The 16,097-nt window shown below is 61.8% G+C and carries 14 protein-coding genes; 6 read left to right on the top strand and 8 right to left on the bottom strand.

The window, feature by feature from the left end; genetic code table 11:
* Window positions 1-86 precede the first annotated feature (86 nt).
* The 5 genes from VK804_RS04675 to VK804_RS04655 all read left to right on the top strand — a co-directional run bounded on the left by VK804_RS04675 (window position 87) and on the right by VK804_RS04655 (window position 7,526).
* Complete coding sequence (locus tag VK804_RS04675; protein WP_325368512.1) at window positions 87-836, top strand: ABC transporter ATP-binding protein; 750 nt, start codon at window positions 87-89, stop codon at window positions 834-836.
* The gene (locus VK804_RS04670) at window positions 820-1,686 is read left to right on the top strand and encodes an ABC transporter permease (protein WP_325368336.1); all 867 of its coding nucleotides are present in this window, start codon (window positions 820-822) and stop codon (window positions 1,684-1,686) included. The genes VK804_RS04675 and VK804_RS04670 overlap by 17 nt, the downstream gene beginning before the upstream one ends.
* 42 nt (window positions 1,687-1,728) lie before the next feature.
* On the top strand, window positions 1,729-2,757 hold the full coding sequence (locus VK804_RS04665) for an ABC transporter substrate-binding protein (RefSeq protein WP_325368334.1): 1,029 nt from the start codon (window positions 1,729-1,731) through the stop codon (window positions 2,755-2,757).
* Window positions 2,758-3,005: 248 nt separating this feature from the next.
* Window positions 3,006-6,323 carry an ATP-binding protein gene (locus VK804_RS04660; RefSeq protein WP_325368332.1) on the top strand — a complete coding sequence of 1,106 codons (3,318 nt, stop codon included), beginning with the start codon at window positions 3,006-3,008 and terminating at the stop codon, window positions 6,321-6,323.
* Window positions 6,324-6,542: 219 nt separating this feature from the next.
* Window positions 6,543-7,526 carry an ABC transporter substrate-binding protein gene (locus tag VK804_RS04655; protein WP_325368330.1) on the top strand — a complete coding sequence of 328 codons (984 nt, stop codon included), beginning with the start codon at window positions 6,543-6,545 and terminating at the stop codon, window positions 7,524-7,526.
* 102 nt (window positions 7,527-7,628) lie between these two features.
* Here VK804_RS04655 and VK804_RS04650 read toward each other — a convergent pair whose 3' ends face one another.
* Window positions 7,629-8,705 (bottom strand): alpha/beta hydrolase, encoded by a 1,077-nt coding sequence (locus VK804_RS04650; RefSeq protein WP_325368328.1) that lies wholly within the window; start codon window positions 8,703-8,705, stop codon window positions 7,629-7,631.
* Window positions 8,706-8,974: 269 nt separating this feature from the next.
* Here VK804_RS04650 and VK804_RS04645 point away from each other — a divergent pair, with 269 nt between their 5' ends.
* Window positions 8,975-9,967 (top strand): ABC transporter substrate-binding protein, encoded by a 993-nt coding sequence (locus VK804_RS04645; protein WP_325368326.1) that lies wholly within the window; start codon window positions 8,975-8,977, stop codon window positions 9,965-9,967.
* A gap of 40 nt (window positions 9,968-10,007) precedes the next feature.
* On the opposite strand, the gene VK804_RS04640 is transcribed toward VK804_RS04645, so the two are convergent.
* From VK804_RS04640 to VK804_RS04610, 7 genes are all read right to left on the bottom strand, one after another.
* The gene (locus VK804_RS04640) at window positions 10,008-10,385 is read right to left on the bottom strand and encodes a hypothetical protein (protein WP_325368324.1); all 378 of its coding nucleotides are present in this window, start codon (window positions 10,383-10,385) and stop codon (window positions 10,008-10,010) included.
* Window positions 10,386-10,578: 193 nt separating this feature from the next.
* Window positions 10,579-11,010 carry a hypothetical protein gene (locus VK804_RS04635; protein WP_325368322.1) on the bottom strand — a complete coding sequence of 144 codons (432 nt, stop codon included), beginning with the start codon at window positions 11,008-11,010 and terminating at the stop codon, window positions 10,579-10,581.
* 173 nt (window positions 11,011-11,183) lie between these two features.
* Window positions 11,184-11,534, bottom strand: coding sequence for a hypothetical protein (locus VK804_RS04630; protein ID WP_325368320.1), 351 nt, complete (start codon window positions 11,532-11,534; stop codon window positions 11,184-11,186).
* A 364-nt stretch (window positions 11,535-11,898) separates the two neighbouring features.
* Window positions 11,899-13,236, bottom strand: a complete 1,338-nt coding sequence (locus VK804_RS04625) for an amidase (protein ID WP_325368318.1) — start codon at window positions 13,234-13,236, stop codon at window positions 11,899-11,901.
* Between the two features lie 67 nt (window positions 13,237-13,303).
* Window positions 13,304-14,272 carry an ABC transporter substrate-binding protein gene (locus VK804_RS04620; protein WP_325368316.1) on the bottom strand — a complete coding sequence of 323 codons (969 nt, stop codon included), beginning with the start codon at window positions 14,270-14,272 and terminating at the stop codon, window positions 13,304-13,306.
* Window positions 14,273-14,296: 24 nt separating this feature from the next.
* Window positions 14,297-15,151, bottom strand: a complete 855-nt coding sequence (locus VK804_RS04615) for an ABC transporter permease (RefSeq protein WP_325368314.1) — start codon at window positions 15,149-15,151, stop codon at window positions 14,297-14,299.
* Window positions 15,148-15,930, bottom strand: coding sequence for an ABC transporter ATP-binding protein (locus VK804_RS04610; protein WP_325368312.1), 783 nt, complete (start codon window positions 15,928-15,930; stop codon window positions 15,148-15,150). The genes VK804_RS04615 and VK804_RS04610 overlap by 4 nt, the downstream gene beginning before the upstream one ends.
* Window positions 15,931-16,097: the final 167 nt, after the last annotated feature.

Raw genomic sequence — 16,097 nt, 5'->3', positions numbered from 1 at the left:
CGGCGGCGCCGGCCGTGGCGCCTCGCGGTCGCGTGGCGACGGACGCCGAGGCGGGACGGCCGCTGCTCGATGTCCGCGGCGTGACCATGCAGTACAAGACGCAGGCCCATCTGATCACCGCGACCTACCGAGTCTCTTTCAGCGTGCTGCAGGGCGACCGCTTCGTCGTGGTCGGCCCGTCCGGCTGTGGCAAGTCGACCCTGCTCAAGGCGGTCGGCGGCTATCTGGCGCCGACCGAGGGCGAGATCCGGCTGAAGGGCGAACGCATCGTCAAGCCCGGCCCCGACCGGATCATGGTGTTCCAGGAGTTCGACCAGCTGCTGCCGTGGATGACGGTGCTGGAGAACGTCGTCTTTCCGCTGAAGACCACCGGCACCTTGCGCGGCAAGGCCGCCGAAGCGCGGGCGATGCACTATATCGAGAAGGTCAAGCTCGCCGATTTTGCCCAAAACTATCCGCACACGCTGTCCGGCGGCATGAAGCAGCGCGTCGCGATCGCGCGCGGCATGGCGATGGAGCCGGATATCCTCTTGATGGACGAGCCGTTCGCGGCGCTCGACGCGCTGACCCGCTCGCGCATGCAGGACGAGCTGCTGTCGCTGTGGGACGAAACCCGTTTTACCGTGCTGTTCGTCACCCATTCGATTCCCGAGGCGATCAAGCTCGGCAACCGCATCCTGCTGCTGTCGCCGCATCCCGGCCAGGTCAAGGCCGAGATCAACAGCGTGCCGCGGGGTGAGGAAAATTCCAACGAGGCGGCAGCGCTGGGCCGCGAGATCCACGACATGCTGTTCGCCGATCAGATCGAGGAGGCCCCCAATGCTGCAGGCGGCTGAACGCCCGAATATCTACTGCGAAACGCTGGGGCCCGATCAGTTCGGCATCATCGAGAAGCCGCTGACGCTGGCCGAGCAGATCTACAACAAGGTCTGGCTGCGCAAGATCGCGATCCTGATCGTGCTGGCGCTGGCCTGGGAACTCTACGGCCGCTGGCTCGACAATCCGCTGCTGGTGCCGCCGTTCAGCGCGGCGATGCGCGCGCTGATCACCGATGTCGCCAACGGCACCATCCCGCGCCGCGCGGCGAGTTCGATCGAGGTGCTGCTGATCGGCTTTGCCACCGGCACCGTGCTCGCCGCGCTGCTGACGGTGTTCGCCATCTCGAGCAGGATCGGGACCGACTTTCTCGACACCATGACCGCGATGTTCAATCCGCTGCCGGCGATCGCGCTGCTGCCGTTGGCGCTGATCTGGTTCGGGCTGGGCATCGGCAGTCTCGTTTTCGTGCTGGTGCATTCGGTGATGTGGGCGGTCTCGCTCAACATGCTGGCCGGCTTCCGCGGCGTCTCGACGACGGCGCGCATGGTCGGGCGGAACTACAATCTCAGCGGTCTGCGTTTCGTCGCCCGGATTCTGATCCCGGCGGCGTTTCCGAGCATTCTCGCCGGATTGAAGATCGGCTGGGCCTTCGCCTGGCGCACGCTGATCGCGGCCGAACTGGTGTTCGGGGTATCGTCGGGGCAGGGCGGGCTCGGCTGGTACATCTTCGAGAGCAAGAATCAGCTCGACATTCCCGAAGTGTTCGCCGGTCTCTTGACCATCATCCTGATTGGGCTCGCCGTCGAGAACGTGGTGTTTCGCTTCATCGAGGCTAGAACCGTCCAACGTTGGGGCATGCAGAGTTAAGCTTGATGTCCCGGCCTTTGAATTGAGAAGAGGATTTCGACGTTGCACCGACGCGACTTCTGCAAGGCGCTGGCGGCTGCGCCCGCCGCGATGGCGGCGCCGATGCTGATGCGTTCGGCCTTCGCCGACGAAGTGTCGAGCATTGTCATGGTCAGCCAGCACGGCCTGCCCTATCTGCCGATGATGGTGATGGAGACGCTTGAGCTCGTGGAGAAGCACGCCGCGAAGCTCGGCGTGGCTTCGCTCAAGCCCGACTACAAGACGCTTGGCGGCACCCAATCGCTGATCGACGCGCTGTTGAGCCGGCAGATGGATTTCGGCGTCACCGGCGTGCCGGGGCTGGCCACGCTGTGGGACAAGACCGCCGGCACGCAGAACGAAATCCGCGCGCTGTCCGCGGTGCAGTCGATGCCGTTCATGCTGGTGACCAACCGTCCCGGCGTCAAGACGATCAGGGATTTCACCGACCGGGACCGTATCGCGGTGCCGGCGATCAAGGTATCGAGCCAAGCGATCTGCCTGCAGATGGCGGCCGCGAAGGAATGGGGCGACGACCAGTACGCCAGGCTGGATGCCTGCACGGTGACGCGTTCGCACCCGGAAGCCGCTGTCTCGGTGATGTCGAAAGCCACCGAAATCGACAGCCACTATTCCGTCGCGCCCTATTATTACTACGAGCTGGCGACATCGGGCGTGCACAACGTCCTGCGATCCTATGACACGCTCGGCGGTCCCGGCACCAACGGCGTGATGCTGATGACCAAGAAATTCCGCGACGCCAACCCGAAGGTGACGCAGGCGGTCTATGCCGCGCTGACGGAGGCGGAAGACTTCATCAACAAGAAGCCCGGCGAGGCGGCGCAGATCTACATCAAGACGACAAACGAAAAGCGCAGCTCTGAAGGCGAGATGATAAGATTCATCTCCGATCCCGACAACATCTGGACCACCGTGCCGCAGCAGACCATGACTTTCGCAACCTTCATGCACAAGGTCGGCACCATGAAGCGTCTGCCGGATTCCTGGAAGGATCTCTACATGCCGGAATGCCACGAGCTGGAAGGCAGCTGATCCGCGCGGACGAACGGATCGCCAGCCTGGGGCTCTCGCCGTCCGCACAAAACCGAAGTCGACGCGCCTTGGGACTCAACTCGCCTGCTGTAAATCTATATCAATTCGAAGGTTACGCCGATATACTCGGCATGTGGTTCGTCTGCCGTAAGGCGGCATACCGCGCTCGTTGGTACCTGTATTTTTCGACGTCACTCCAGGATGTCCTCGGAGCCTCAGGCAAGCGGCTCTATCGTTGGGAGTTGTCGATGTCCGATATGACGCTCTGGCTGCAGAATTTGGGTCTCGAGAAATACGACGAGCTCCTTGCAAGTCACGACATTGACCTGGCGGTGGTACCGGACCTGACCGAGCAGGACCTGGAAAAACTGGGGCTATCGCTCGGTCACCGCCGTAAATTCATCGCCGCCGCGGTCAAGCTTCGGGCGGTGACGGTTCCGCCTGCAGCGGCGGCGGCGCAGGGTCAATCATCCCCTCAGTCCGCGCCGCCGGTCGAGCGCCGGCAGGTCACCGTCGTTTTCATAGACTTGGTCGGCTCTACCGCGCTCGGAAGCACGTTGGATCCGGAGGACCTGATCCGTCTGTTGCGTCAATACCGTGCGGCCTGTGTGGCGGTGATCAGCAAATACGATGGATTTATCGCGCAGTACCTGGGCGATGGCATCCTTGTATATTTCGGTTTTCCACAGGCGCAGGAGCATGCGGCCGAGCGCGCGGTTCGCGCCGGCCTGGAGATCGTGGAGACGGTTGGACAGCTCAAACAGCCGAACGGATCGCCGCTACAATGCCGCATGGGAATCGCGACCGGACTTGTTGTCGTCGGTGAAGCAAGCGGCGTCGGCGCGGCCGGAGAGGAGACCGTCGTCGGTGACACCCCGAATCTGGCGGCGCGACTTCAGTCCTCGGCGGAACCCGACAGCGTGCTGGTCGGCCCATCGACGCATCAGCTCACCGCGGATTTCTTCGAGTACTCGTTTTTCGGCGAGCACGCGATCAAGGGTTTTCGCGAACCAATTTCGGTCTGGAAAGCGCTGCGCGAAAGCGCGACCGAGAGCCGGTTCGCGGCCGCTCATGCCGCAGCTGCCGGTCCGATCGTCGGACGCGAGCGCGAGCTGGCTTTTCTCTATGACTCGTGGCAGCGCGCGACCAGGGGAAACGGGCATGTGGTGCTATTGGCGGGCGAGGCCGGGATGGGCAAGTCGCGTCTGCTTGAAGCGCTTGCGGAGCGCGTGCGGGAGGAGCCGCATCGGCTGCTGCGTTGCCAATGCTCGCCCCATCACCGCAACAGCGTTTTGTTTCCATTCACGAAATTGCTGCGCCACGGGCTCGACATAAGCCGCAACGTGTCGAGCCAGGAGAGCATGGACCGCATCGGCCAAATGCTGGGACGGGTTGGCCGGCACGCGCGCTCATCGACGTTGCTGCTGGCGGAATTGCTCGAGATACCCTGCGACGACAAACTGTCCTCGTTCGAGATGACGCCAAATCAGCGCAAGGACGAAACTCTCGCAATTCTCGAAGATCTGTTGATGGCGTCGGTTGAGAGCCCTGTGCTGCTGTTGCTGGAGGACGCGCACTGGAGCGACCAGACGACCCAGATCCTGGTCGAGCGCTTGCTAAAGCGAATCGAGCGGGAGCGGGCGCTTGTCTTGATTACCCATCGCCCGGAACTCAAGACGAGCTGGTCCGAACATCCTCAGGCCACGCAGATCACCTGCAAACAAATAGGGCATGAGCACAGCGCGACGTTGATCCGCAACGTGGCCAATCGAACCAAGATGGACGATTCGCTGATCCGGGAAATCGTGGCCCGCAGCGACGGTGTGCCGCTGTTCGTCGAGGAATTGACCAAAGCGGTGCTGGATTTGGGTTCGCTGGGTCCAAGCGCGGTGCCGCTCAGCCTGCAGGATTCGCTGATGGCGCGCCTCGACCGGCTGGGGCGCGCCAAGGATATTGCCCAAATCGCTTCCGTTATCGGGCGTCAATTCTCCTATACATTGCTGGAGGAAATTGCCGGCGCAAGCGACAGCGAGCTCCGGAACGCCCTGGGCCGATTGCGCGAATCCGGCCTCATATTCGAGGCGGGGGCCGATACCGAAGCAAGTTACAGCTTCAACCATTCGCTGGTGCAGGAGGCGGCTTATGAAAGTCTTCCGCGTAGCCGGCGTCAGTCCCTGCACAAGCAAATTGCCGATGATCTGGAATCCCGGACCTCGGCGACAGGCGAAAGCGAGCCTACCCTTGTCGCCTACCATTACAGCCGCGCCGGAGAAGCGGAGAAGTCGTTCCATTTCTGGCTGCTGGCTGCGGACCGGTCCGGTCAGCGCCTGGCATTTGCCGAGTCCGTCGCCAACCTGACCTCCGCGATCGCGGAAGCCGAACGCGTCGCCGATATGGAGTTGCGCACGCGGTTGAAACTCGATGCCCAGCTGAGGCTTGGCGCCACGCTCGTCCTCCACAAGGGTCCGCAAACCAGCGAGGCCGGATCGGCGCTGGAGCAGGCAAAAGCGCTCGCCCAGGAGATAAATGCCGGACCGCAATTGTTTCAGGCGACCTGGGGCTTGTTCCTGAATGCAGCCCGGAATCGTCGATACGACAAGGCCGGGGTGCTGAGTGAGGAATTGGCGACGATCAGCCGGCACCTTGGCGACGAGGATTTGAAATTCGAGGCCCTGCATCACCGCTGGGGCTTCGTATATTTCATGGGGCAAACGGCGAAGATACTGGAATGTACGGCGGAAGGATTGGAACGCTACGATCGCGACCGGCATCACAGATTTTCATATGTGTTCGCCGGCCACGATCCGGGAGCCTGTGCCCATTGCGTCCGGGCGGTCGGGCTGGGCGTAGCGGGCCATGCCAGGAGTGTAAGGCCCACTTTGGACGCGGGACTTGCACTTGCGAATTCCCTGCAACACCCCCTGACGCTGGCATTTTTTCAAAGCGTCGGCTGTTTTGCGATGCATATTGTCCGGGATTCGGACGGATGCAGTGAGTTTTCCGAACAGCTGATACAGGTGTCGGAAAAATATGATTTTCCGGCCACTCGTGCGGTCGGAACGTTCATGCTGGGCGCTGCACGGGCGCTGCAAGGCGATATCGCTTCCGCACTCTTGCAGATGGAGCCATGCTTCGAAGCGACCCTCGCTTATGGATTTTTGGGCATGCTCCCCGGCGTCATCATGGCCGACGCACTCGCCGGCGCGGGCCGCGACTGGGAAGCTCTGGCCTTGATCACGCGGCTTCTCGATGGGTCGAGCACGCCCGAAACCGGCATTTTCATTTCCGAGCTATGGCGGATTCGCGGAGAACTCCTGTTGCGACAGTCGGTCGACAATGCGCTGCAGGCCGAGAATTTTCTAGGTACGGCGTTGCGCATTGCCACGGACCAGGGCGCGCCGGTCTTTCAATTGCGAGCCGGGACAGCCCTTGCCCGGTTGCTGACGGAGACCGGCCGGCGTGACGAGGCGAAGATAGTGATCAATCGAGCGAGCACGAAAAGCCTGGCTGGATGGGATGGACCTGAGATCACTGACGCCGCACAGTTGCGATCGCAGCTCAACTAGGTCGCCATACGGACCAACCGGGACGGTCTGATGATGTCCGTTGTTCGGGTAGACCGGAAGTGGTTGGCAGGCGGCCGAAGCGCCGCGGTTGACCCAACTCGGACATTGGCCTGAACAAAACCCAAGGCCGATTTTGTGTAGTTTCCGGCTCGCCGCCCGCCCGCAAAATGCTAGGCTCCCAAGATTGCGCAAGGCGTTTGGTCCTCGTATGGGGGGCATATGCGACGGCGGAAATTCATTAAGCTGATGTGCGGCGCGGCGGTTGCGTGGCCGGTGACTGCGCGCGCGCAGCAGTCGGCGATGCCGGTGATCGGATTTCTCAACGCCGCGTCGCCTGACAGCTACGCGCGCATGGTGGCGGCGTTCCGCCAGGGCTTGAAAGAAGCCGGCTATGTCGAAGGCCAGAACGTGGCGATCGAATTCCGCTGGGCCGAGGGCCGAAACGATCGGCTTCCGGCGATGGCGGCCGATCTGGTTCGGCGTCAGGTGGCGGTGATTGCCGCGACCAGCACTCCGGCGGCGCTTGTGGCGAAGGCGGCGACCACGACCATTCCAATCGTCTTCGAAATGGGTGGCGACCCCGTCCTGCTCGGCCTCGTTTCCAGCCTTAACCATCCCGGCGGCAACGTCACGGGGGTCACCCAACTAAATGTGGAGGTAGCGCCGAAGCGGCTGGAATTGCTGCATGAGTTGGTCCCCACAGCTGGTGTCATGGCCCTGCTGGTCAACCCGGACGAACCCGCTCTTGCGGAGCCCATCACGAGAGAGCTGCAGACAGCGGCTCACACCCTCGGGCTGGATCTCCGGGTCCTCGATGCCAGCACTGAACGTGAACTCGATGCAGCCTTGGCAAAGCTGATCGAATTGCGGGTTGGCGGACTCGTGATCAGCCCCGATGTATTGTTCATTAGCCGGATCGAACAGCTCGCCGCATGGACGCTCCGCCACGCAGTGCCTGCGATCGCCCAGTGGCGCGAGTTCGCCATCGCCGGAGGTCTGCTGAGCTACGGAGCGCACATTATGGACGCTTATCGACTGGCTGGCAGCTATACCGGTTGGATTCTGAAGGGCCAAAAGCCCGGCGATTTGCCGGTTCAGCAGTTAACCAAAATCCAGCTAGTCATCAACCTCAAGACCGCGAAAGCGCTCGGCATTAGCGTGCCGCTTGCGTTAAGCGGACGCGCCGACGAGGTGATCGAATGAGGCGGCGGACCTTTATCGCGGGACTCGGCGGAGCTGCGTTATGGCCGCTTCGCGCGCGTGCGCAGTAAGCAAGGCGCGTGCGCCGCATCGGCGCACCGGACGTTACGCGACGAAGAATTTTGTGAATTTATCATACATGATGTCTGGAATGTCCTCAGCCATGTAGTGACCGCAGTCCATTGCTTCCCCGTATTCGAGGTTGCTGGCAAATTTCTTCCAGACATCGAGAAACTCCTTCGACCGGGCGGGCGACTGTCCACGTGCTCCCCACAGCACGATCGCGGGCATCTCGATCTGCCGATCCTTGTCGGCAGTGTCCATCTCAAAATCGCAGGTCGCCGTCGCGCGATAATCCCGGCATGAGCCGGTAATAGTCTTGAGCGTGTAGCACCTGACATATTCGTCGAACACCGCCGGCGTCAGAAAATCCAGACCGTTTCCGCCGCGGATCACCATTCGACTTTTGAGGAAAAACTCGGCCGGTACCGCACTCATCAGACGTTCGGGAAACGGTTCAGGCTGAGCCATGAAGGCCCAATGCCAGGTGCCCGTCACCCAGGCTTTGGTGAGGTTCGTCCAGACGAAGTAATTGGGCAGCACGTCCATCAGGCAAACCTTCGTCACCCGCTCCGGGTGATCGAGGCACATGCGGTGCGAAGTGCGGCCGCCGCGATCGCAGCCTGCCAGATAAAATCGCCGATGGCCAAGCTGCTCCATCACCTCGACCATGTCCTGCGCCATGGCGCGAAAGCTGTAATTGATGTGGTTCGGCCCCGGGTCAGGAAGTGAACTGTCGCCATAGCCGCGCAGATCCGGCAACACGACGTGATAATTCCTGGCGAGCCGTGAGGCGATCTTGTGCCAGGCAACGTGATTTTCGGGATTACCGTGCAACAGCAACAACGGCGGTCCGGATCCGCCATGACGCAATCGAATCACGGCTCCGCTGGTCCGCATATCCAGATGCTGAAATCCGGGGAATAACGCGGCGACTTCGGCGCTGCCCCAGCGAGTGGGGTTGAGCGTGTAGTCCTCGGCTGAGGCAATGGTCAGAGCCGCGGAAGACGGCTGCTGCGCGAGCGCCGGCGAGCCGACGACGCCGGAGACCGCGGCGCCTGCAGCCAACGTCTGAAACAGGTGGCGACGGTTCACTCCTTCTTGGGCCTCATGCTCGGTCATTTTTCGCTCCCTGGCTTCTGGGTCATCCTACAACACTCCTGCGCGCCCCGAAGGGCCTATTGCAGCTTCTGGCACGAAACCGACCAACCGAGCCGGTCTGACGATGTCCGTTCTTCGCGGCGGACCGGAAGTGGCTGGCCGGTGGCCGAAACGCCGCGATTGACCCAAGCCGGACATGGTCCGAGAAAGGGTCTGTTCCGAGCCTTTCCGAACCCTCGAGAGAAGGTTAGTCTGACACGTTGCGATGCCTTTCCGCAGCGTGGGTGGCAATGAGACGACGCGATTTCATTACGCTTTTCGGCCGGGCGGCCATGATGTGGCCTGTCGCGGCGCGGGCTCAGCAGCCCGAGCGGATACGGCTGATCGGCGTACTGATGGGATATGCGGAGAGCGATCCGGTCGCACAGTCTGAGGTCGCAGCATTTCTCGGTGCGCTGACGAAGCTGGGGTGGACCGAGGGCGGCAATTTCCGGACCGAAATTCGCTGGAGCGCCGGCGATGCGGCCAGGGAAAGTACGTTCGCAAAGGAGCTGATCGATCTGCGGCCGGATGTGATCCTCAGTCAGAGTACAAAAGTGACTGGCTCGCTTGTCCGCGAGACGCGGACAATTCCTATCGTATTTGTCAACGTGGCCGATCCGGTCACCAGCGAGTTCGTGGCGAGCTTCGCTCATCCGGGGGGTAATGTTACCGGGTTCGCGAATAACAATTCCGCGCTGGGCGGCAAATGGGTGCAGTTGCTGAAGGAACTCGCGCCGCGCACCGAGCGTGTGGCGCTGTTGTCCAACCAGGCGACGGGCGCGCCGCTCCAGCTATTCATGCCTTCGATTCAGGCCGCTGCATCGTCCATCGCGGTTGAGGTGAGTCCCGCTCCGGTTCTGGCCACCGATGAGATCGAAAGCGTTGTTGCCGGGCAAGCGCGCGGCCCGGGTGGTGGGCTCGTCGTGATGCCGGCCGCCTTCAGCGTGACAAATCGCGACCTGATCATTGCGCTGGCGGCTCGCTACGGCGTGCCGACGATTTATTTCAATCGCCTTTTTGCGGAATCAGGCGGCCTGGTTGCTTATAGCGCAGATTTCGTCGAGCAGCTTCGCGCAGCAGCGGGATATGTGGACCGCATCCTGAAGGGGGCAAAACCCGGAGACTTGCCGGTGCAGACCCCGACGAAGTACGAGTTATTGATCAATCTGAAGACCGCGAAGGCGCTCGCCCTCGATGTGCCGCCGCATCTCCAGCAGCTCGCCGACGAGTTGATCGAATGACGGCGTGATTTCCGAGGCTATGCGTCTCGTCGGCGGCATTTTACCAGTCCACCGGAGGGTTGGGATTGACGGGCATGCACCGTGTGCGAAGCTCGATCATCGCCGGGTTCTGCCGTACGTCCACCGGGCCGCCGCCCGGGACGAGGCGTTCGATATCATCGGCCAATTGGCTCTGGCGGGCGAGGCAGGCGCTATCATGCGGCGACGGGCGCGCCGAGCCGCGCCGTATGTCGTTGATCGCGTCGTCGACGACTGCCTTGTACCCGGGCGGCATGGAGGCCGTTGGCGGGACGCCGAAGCCGGCGCTGTTGCTTCCCACCGATCGATGCGCGGGATGATACGGCGCCTTCTGGGACGCGGCCTGCGCGCCAAGCGTGCTCACCAGCAATGTCGCGGTGATGATGACGATGCGCCTCATGGGCTCCTCCATTGCGCGGGGGGTGTCGACCTCATCCTGAGGAGACATGCCGCCCTTGCGTGCGTGTCGTCCCGAAGGATCGCTTTGTTGGTCGCGCCGAAATGGAGGCGGTTCGAGACCTTACGTTATTGTAATCCCTGCGCGCTTCCGCACCTCGTGGCTCTGCGGCCGCTAAACCCTTCCTAAGGCCTTTTCATTTTGGCAGCGAGAGCCGTCGACCGGCGCCGGCATTGCGGCCTGCGATCGACCAGTAAACCAGACCCGCAACGATGCCGGCACCGGCAATGATCGCAGCGACATGACCGTCATGCACAAGAATAGCAGGCCCAAGAAAATACAAAGCTAGAAGAAACAGACCGAGCGGACCGAGCAACAAGTAGGGCATAAGGCGCCGGACGCAGAGGACTTCGGTAATCGCCACCACCGCCAGAACAGGCAGGATCAAGGCGGCGACATAAATCGGGAAGCCGTAAAGGGATAACCATACTATCGCTGCTAGATTTCCCATCTGCCTCCATGCCCACAAGTTGGCAGAAATGAGGATAGCCCCCGCCGCAACACAGGCGGCAAAATATCCGAGAAGAATGACGGGCAGTCGGTTGATCAGAGGTTTGATATCTAGCACTTACCGTTTGCTTCCGTTTCGCCGCTTGCAAATCACAGCATGTCGCTTGTTGGCACAAACCAGATCTACCGGGACGGTCTAACGAAGTCCGTTGCTCGGCGTAGCCGGAAGTGGCTGGCTGGAGGTCGAATCGATGCTTTTGACCCACGGAAGTCGCCATTCGTGTGAAAGCGTCACACACACTGCGCGAGATAGAGAATCAATGGCAGCGCCGAAAAGCCAACGAACATTGCCATCACAATCATCAGCAAGACATTGTAGTTGATAGCGTCCATAAGCGGGTTTTGAAGACCCATGTCATCAAGCCGGCTTTTCGTGGCGACGATTTGATCATGGGTCCGCCGCCAAAACACGGCCTGCCAGGCTAGAGCCACGGTCACAAGGACGGGAAGTGGCGCGCCGACGAGTGCGGGGCAGCTCGCACCCTTGCTGCTGAATCTCAGCGCGACTGTGAAAGCCGCTATGACAAAGCAGAGCGCCGCGCTGATCCGCATAATCTTCAGGAAAAAGGCTTGGTTGAACATGAATAAGTGCCCCAAATCTCGTCTATGTTAGTCAAATACTACCAGCAAGAGAGCATAGCGAACCAAAGTTACACTTCAGCAAATACGCCACGTTAAGTTGCGCCAGGCCGTTTACCGCGGATTAAGCAATCGGTTGCGCTTAACGTCAATAACGGAGGTCGAACCTGAGCGGCTTTCTTTTATAAGCTTTCGTGATTTCGGCGCTAGACTGCCACCCATGAACGAGCGCCCAAAACTCCCCCACTACGATCCAGATTATCGCCTCAGTTGGCGGCTCCTTTTCATCGCGACCCAGTCGGATATCTGCCTTCTGCAGGCCGCGGCATCGCAATGGACAAAGGGAATTCGTGACGCGTTGGCCTAGCTACATCCCGGGAACGCCGGGATCGAACTGCAACACGCCCTCGATCCATTTTGCGACCCGCAGTGTTCGGTGGTCCTGCCGATAGGCGCCTACCACCTGCAGGCCCAGCGGAAGGCGCTTGCCGCCGAAACCTGCCGGCAGCGAAATCGCGGGAACGCCGAGCAAGGTCCAGGGCGCGCAATATTCGGCGTCGCCAGTGTAGCTGAGACCCTCCGGCGCCTCGCCGAACGCCGGCAATGTCAGCACCGCGTCGAAACCCGAGATCTCGGATGCAAAGGCGGATCGCAGTCTCTCCTGCGTCGCCTTGGCGGCGAGATAGTCGGTGGCGCCGTGGACCTTGCCGGCCTGAACCAGCGATTTCAAATGATCGCTGGTTCGCTCGGGATATCGCTCCACCAGTCTTTCGAAAATGACGGCGGCCTCGCTGGCGAGGATGGTGTTGATGGTGGCCCAGTTCGCCTGATCGAGATCGGCCAGTTCCAACTCTTGCAGGATCGCGCCGGCATCGCGCAATTTTGCGCTTGCGGCTTCCAGCACCTGCTGCTGTTCGGGCTCGGCGCGCGACCACCTTGTGAAGCGAACTACGGCCAGTCGCGGTTTCTCGAGAGGCGTCAACCCATGTTCGATCGAAACGTCGAATGCCGGCACCGACCGGCCGTGGGGGTCGCTGTCGCTGGCGCCGCCGAGCAACGATAGCGCCAGCGCGACATCGTCGACGCGGCGGGCGAAGAAGCCGACGTGATCGAGCGAGGGGCTGAGCGGATGCACCCCGGTGCGGGGGATGGCGCCAAAACTCGGCTTGAAGCCGACTACGCCGTTGAAGGCGGCCGGCCGGATCACCGATCCCAGGGTCTGGCTGCCCAGCGCCAGCGGCACGATGCCGGCCGCAACCGCGGCCGCCGAGCCCGACGACGAGCCTCCCGGCGTATGGCGCGGATTCCAGGGGTTCACGGTCGGGCCGGGATGCCGCCAGGCGAATTCGGTCGACACCGTCTTGCCGAAGATGGTCGCGCCGAGTTGGCGCAGCCGCTCCACCACCCAGGCGTCGGCGGCGGGAACGGCGTCCCGATAGATCGGCGAACCGTTGGTGGTCGGCATGTCGGATGTCGCGATGATGTCCTTGATCGCAACGGGAATGCCGGACAGCGGGCCCGGCCGGCGCGCGATATCGCGCGGCAGATATTCGAAGGCTTTTAGGAAGGGCTCGGCGGCGTTCGCCTTGTCCAGGCAGGCCGCTGCGTAGTGATCCGCGGCCGTGGCATCGTCCGTGAACAGGCGCAGCAGTTCGAGAACCCCCGCGCTGCGTTCGCTGGCGAGGGACGCCTTTGCGTCAGTCATGAAAGAGAATCCTGGCTCAACCTGAAATCCCGGCGGGGTGCGCGGCCTTGAGCCGCGCCGAGCCAGCCTATTTCATCGCGAGCGCCGGTTCGATGAATTTCTTGACCACGAAGGCGTTGTAGTCGGGCTGTGCGGCGAGATTGCCGAGCGCAATCTGGGTATCCATCGATACTTTCAGCGCCTCGGGGGTGATATCCACGCTCGGCGGATAGACGCCGTCGGCGAGCATGCGTTTTACTGCGGCTTCCACCACCGCGGGATCGAGGGTGGGGAATTCCTTCTTGGCGATTTCGACGGTCTTGGGTTCATTCTTCGCCATGAAGCGCATCGCCATTTCCATGGCGTTGACGACATGCTGCGCGGTGTCGGGATCGACGTCGTTGCGCGCGGTCACCGCCGAGAACGCATAAGGCCCATAGGATTTGGGAAATCCGAGCACGACCTTCATGCCCTTGGCGACGGCCTGGTCGAGCCCGGGCTCGTACATCACGGCGATATCAGCCTGTTTGGCGATGAACGGCCCCGGTTCGGCGCCGATCGCGACCTGGATCATGTCGACGTCGGTCTTGGCGTCCATGCCGTTTTCCTTGAGCAGCTTGATGAACAACGACGTGCTCGTGGTCGGCATCAACCCGGTGACCACCTTCTGGCCCTTGACGTCCTTGATGCTTTCAAACTTGAAGTCGGGCGAGGTCGCAATCCATACCGCCGCCCCGTTGACGACGTTGGCGATGACATCGACCGGAGCGCCCTTGGACGCCGCGATCGCCGTCCATTCCGGCCCGTGGATCGAGAACTGCGCGCTGCCGGAAATCACCGCCGAGAGCGCCACGCTCGGCGCGCCGGCGGTTTCCTTGGTGAGGTCGATGCCTTGCTGGGTGAAGAAACCCTCGTCGATCGCGACATAGAGCGGCAGATAAAGCATCGACTGGAACGCCTGCGACAGCGTGACTTTCTTGTTCTCGGCGAGCGCCGGCGTGGCGACCAGCATTGCCATGAGCGAGATAGCGCCCGCGATACGCTTAAACAATGGCATGAGATGTCTCCATGTGTTCGATAATCAGACCTGGACCTGATGGGTGGTGCTGGATTGCTTCCATGGCAGGCTGACGCGCTCGACCATGTCGATCACGTAATAGAGGGCGAAACCGACGATCATCAGCGTGAACAGCCCGACCCAGACCGAGTTGAGGTCGTAGAGGCTGGAGGCGGTGTAGATCATGTGGCCGAGGCCGCGCTGCGAGGAGATGAATTCACCGACCACGGCGCCGACCAGGCCGAAGCCGACATTGATGCGGAAGGTCGCGATGATCGCCGGCAGGGTCGAGGGCACCACCGCCTTGTAGAACACCTGGTGCTTGCTCGCGCCCATCGAGATCAACAGCGACTGCAGGTCGACGTCGGCGTCCTTGGCCGCCTGGTAGGCCGCGATCAGCGCCACGATCGCGGTCAGCGATACCGACAGCGCGACCTTGGAGACGAGGCCAGTCCCGAACCAGAGGATGACGATCGGGGCCAGCGCGATCTTGGGCACGCTGTTGATGGCGACGATGAAGGGCTCGACCAAGCGGGCGACGAATACCGAATACCACAGCGCCAGCCCCAGCAGCGATCCGAAGACGGTGCCGATGACGAAGCCGAGGATCGCCTCGAACAAGGTGTAGTAGGTATCGGACAGCAGCTCGCCGCTGCCGATCAACTTGTACGCCAGGCTGAAGATGCCGGACGGCGATCCCACCAGAAACGCCGATATCCATCCGACCCGGACGCCGATTTCCCACAGCGCGAAGAACGCGATCACTGCCGCGGTCTGCAGCAGCGCGCGGCCGAGCGCGGTGTCGAAGGTCATACGCCGCCGCGTGCGGCGCGCGGTGCGCTTTGGCAGGGGGGCGGTTTCGGGCATGGTGATGGTCAAGCTGTCATCTCGGTCTGGATATCGAGTTCGGCGCAGAGCGAATGGAAGTAGCCGGAAAACCTGACGTCGCTGCGGGCGGCGATCGGGGAGGCGGCGGCGATGTCGATATCGTGCACGACCTTCACCCGCGCCGGACGCCCGCTGAGAACGACGACGCGCTTCGATAGCGCCACCGCCTCGTCGATGTCGTGCGTCACCAGGATGACGGTCTTGTTGTAGGTCTGGACGGCGTCCTTCAGCACGCCCTCCAGATAAAGCCGGGTCTGGTAATCCAGCGCTGAGAACGGCTCGTCGAGCAGCAGGATATCCGGATCCATAATCAGGGTGCGGATCAGCGCCACGCGCTGCCGCATCCCGCCGGACAGCGTTTTCGGATAAGCGTTCTCGAAGCCCGAGAGACCAAACCCCTTGAGATATTCGCGGGCCTTGGCTTCGGCCTCATGGCGATCGACGCCGCGGGTTTCCAGCCCCAGCAGCACGTTGCCGAGCACCGTGCGCCAGGGAAACAGCAGGTCCTTCTGCATCATGTAGCCGACGCGCCCGCGCAGGCTTTCGATCTCCTGGCCGCGGTAATGCATCGAGCCGGAATCGGGATCGAGCAGGCCGGCGATGATGTTGAAGATCGTGGTCTTGCCGCAGCCGCTGGGCCCGATGATGCTGACGAAGTCGCGCTCGTTGATGTGAAAGGACAGGTCGTCCAGCACCCGGACCTCGCCGGCCTTGCCGTGGAAGGTCTTGCGCAGGTTTCGAACGCTCAGCTGGACTGGGGTGGTCGGCATTGAGGCACCAGACGCAACTTGTATGCCAGAAGGTCTGGGCTGGAAAGTAACGTAAAATCATGTATTTAAAGGCAACGAAAAGCACTTGCGCAACCGTCTTGCGGCGGGTTGATGCAGGGTTGGCCAGTCCGCCGCAAAATTGTGCAATGTTCTCCAAGATTCGAACG

The sequence above is a fragment of the Bradyrhizobium sp. genome (assembly GCF_035484855.1).
Taxonomy (GTDB): domain Bacteria; phylum Pseudomonadota; class Alphaproteobacteria; order Rhizobiales; family Xanthobacteraceae; genus Bradyrhizobium.
Note: the sequence above shows the minus strand (reverse complement) of the source record. Positions and strands in the feature narration are given on the sequence as shown.

Bases quoted from the DNA above. Each gene is read 5' to 3' on its own strand.
- VK804_RS04675 (WP_325368512.1), top strand. From the start codon at position 87: ATGCAGTACAAGACGCAGGCCCATCTGATCACCGCGACCTACCGAGTC.
- VK804_RS04670 (WP_325368336.1), top strand. From the start codon at position 820: ATGCTGCAGGCGGCTGAACGCCCGAATATCTACTGCGAAACGCTGGGG.
- VK804_RS04660 (WP_325368332.1), top strand. From the start codon at position 3,006: ATGTCCGATATGACGCTCTGGCTGCAGAATTTGGGTCTCGAGAAATAC.
- VK804_RS04655 (WP_325368330.1), top strand. From the start codon at position 6,543: ATGCGACGGCGGAAATTCATTAAGCTGATGTGCGGCGCGGCGGTTGCG.
- VK804_RS04650 (WP_325368328.1), bottom strand. From the start codon at position 8,705: ATGACCGAGCATGAGGCCCAAGAAGGAGTGAACCGTCGCCACCTGTTT.
- VK804_RS04645 (WP_325368326.1), top strand. From the start codon at position 8,975: ATGAGACGACGCGATTTCATTACGCTTTTCGGCCGGGCGGCCATGATG.
- VK804_RS04640 (WP_325368324.1), bottom strand. From the start codon at position 10,385: ATGAGGCGCATCGTCATCATCACCGCGACATTGCTGGTGAGCACGCTT.
- VK804_RS04630 (WP_325368320.1), bottom strand. From the start codon at position 11,534: ATGTTCAACCAAGCCTTTTTCCTGAAGATTATGCGGATCAGCGCGGCG.
- VK804_RS04625 (WP_325368318.1), bottom strand. From the start codon at position 13,236: ATGACTGACGCAAAGGCGTCCCTCGCCAGCGAACGCAGCGCGGGGGTT.
- VK804_RS04620 (WP_325368316.1), bottom strand. From the start codon at position 14,272: ATGCCATTGTTTAAGCGTATCGCGGGCGCTATCTCGCTCATGGCAATG.
- VK804_RS04610 (WP_325368312.1), bottom strand. From the start codon at position 15,930: ATGCCGACCACCCCAGTCCAGCTGAGCGTTCGAAACCTGCGCAAGACC.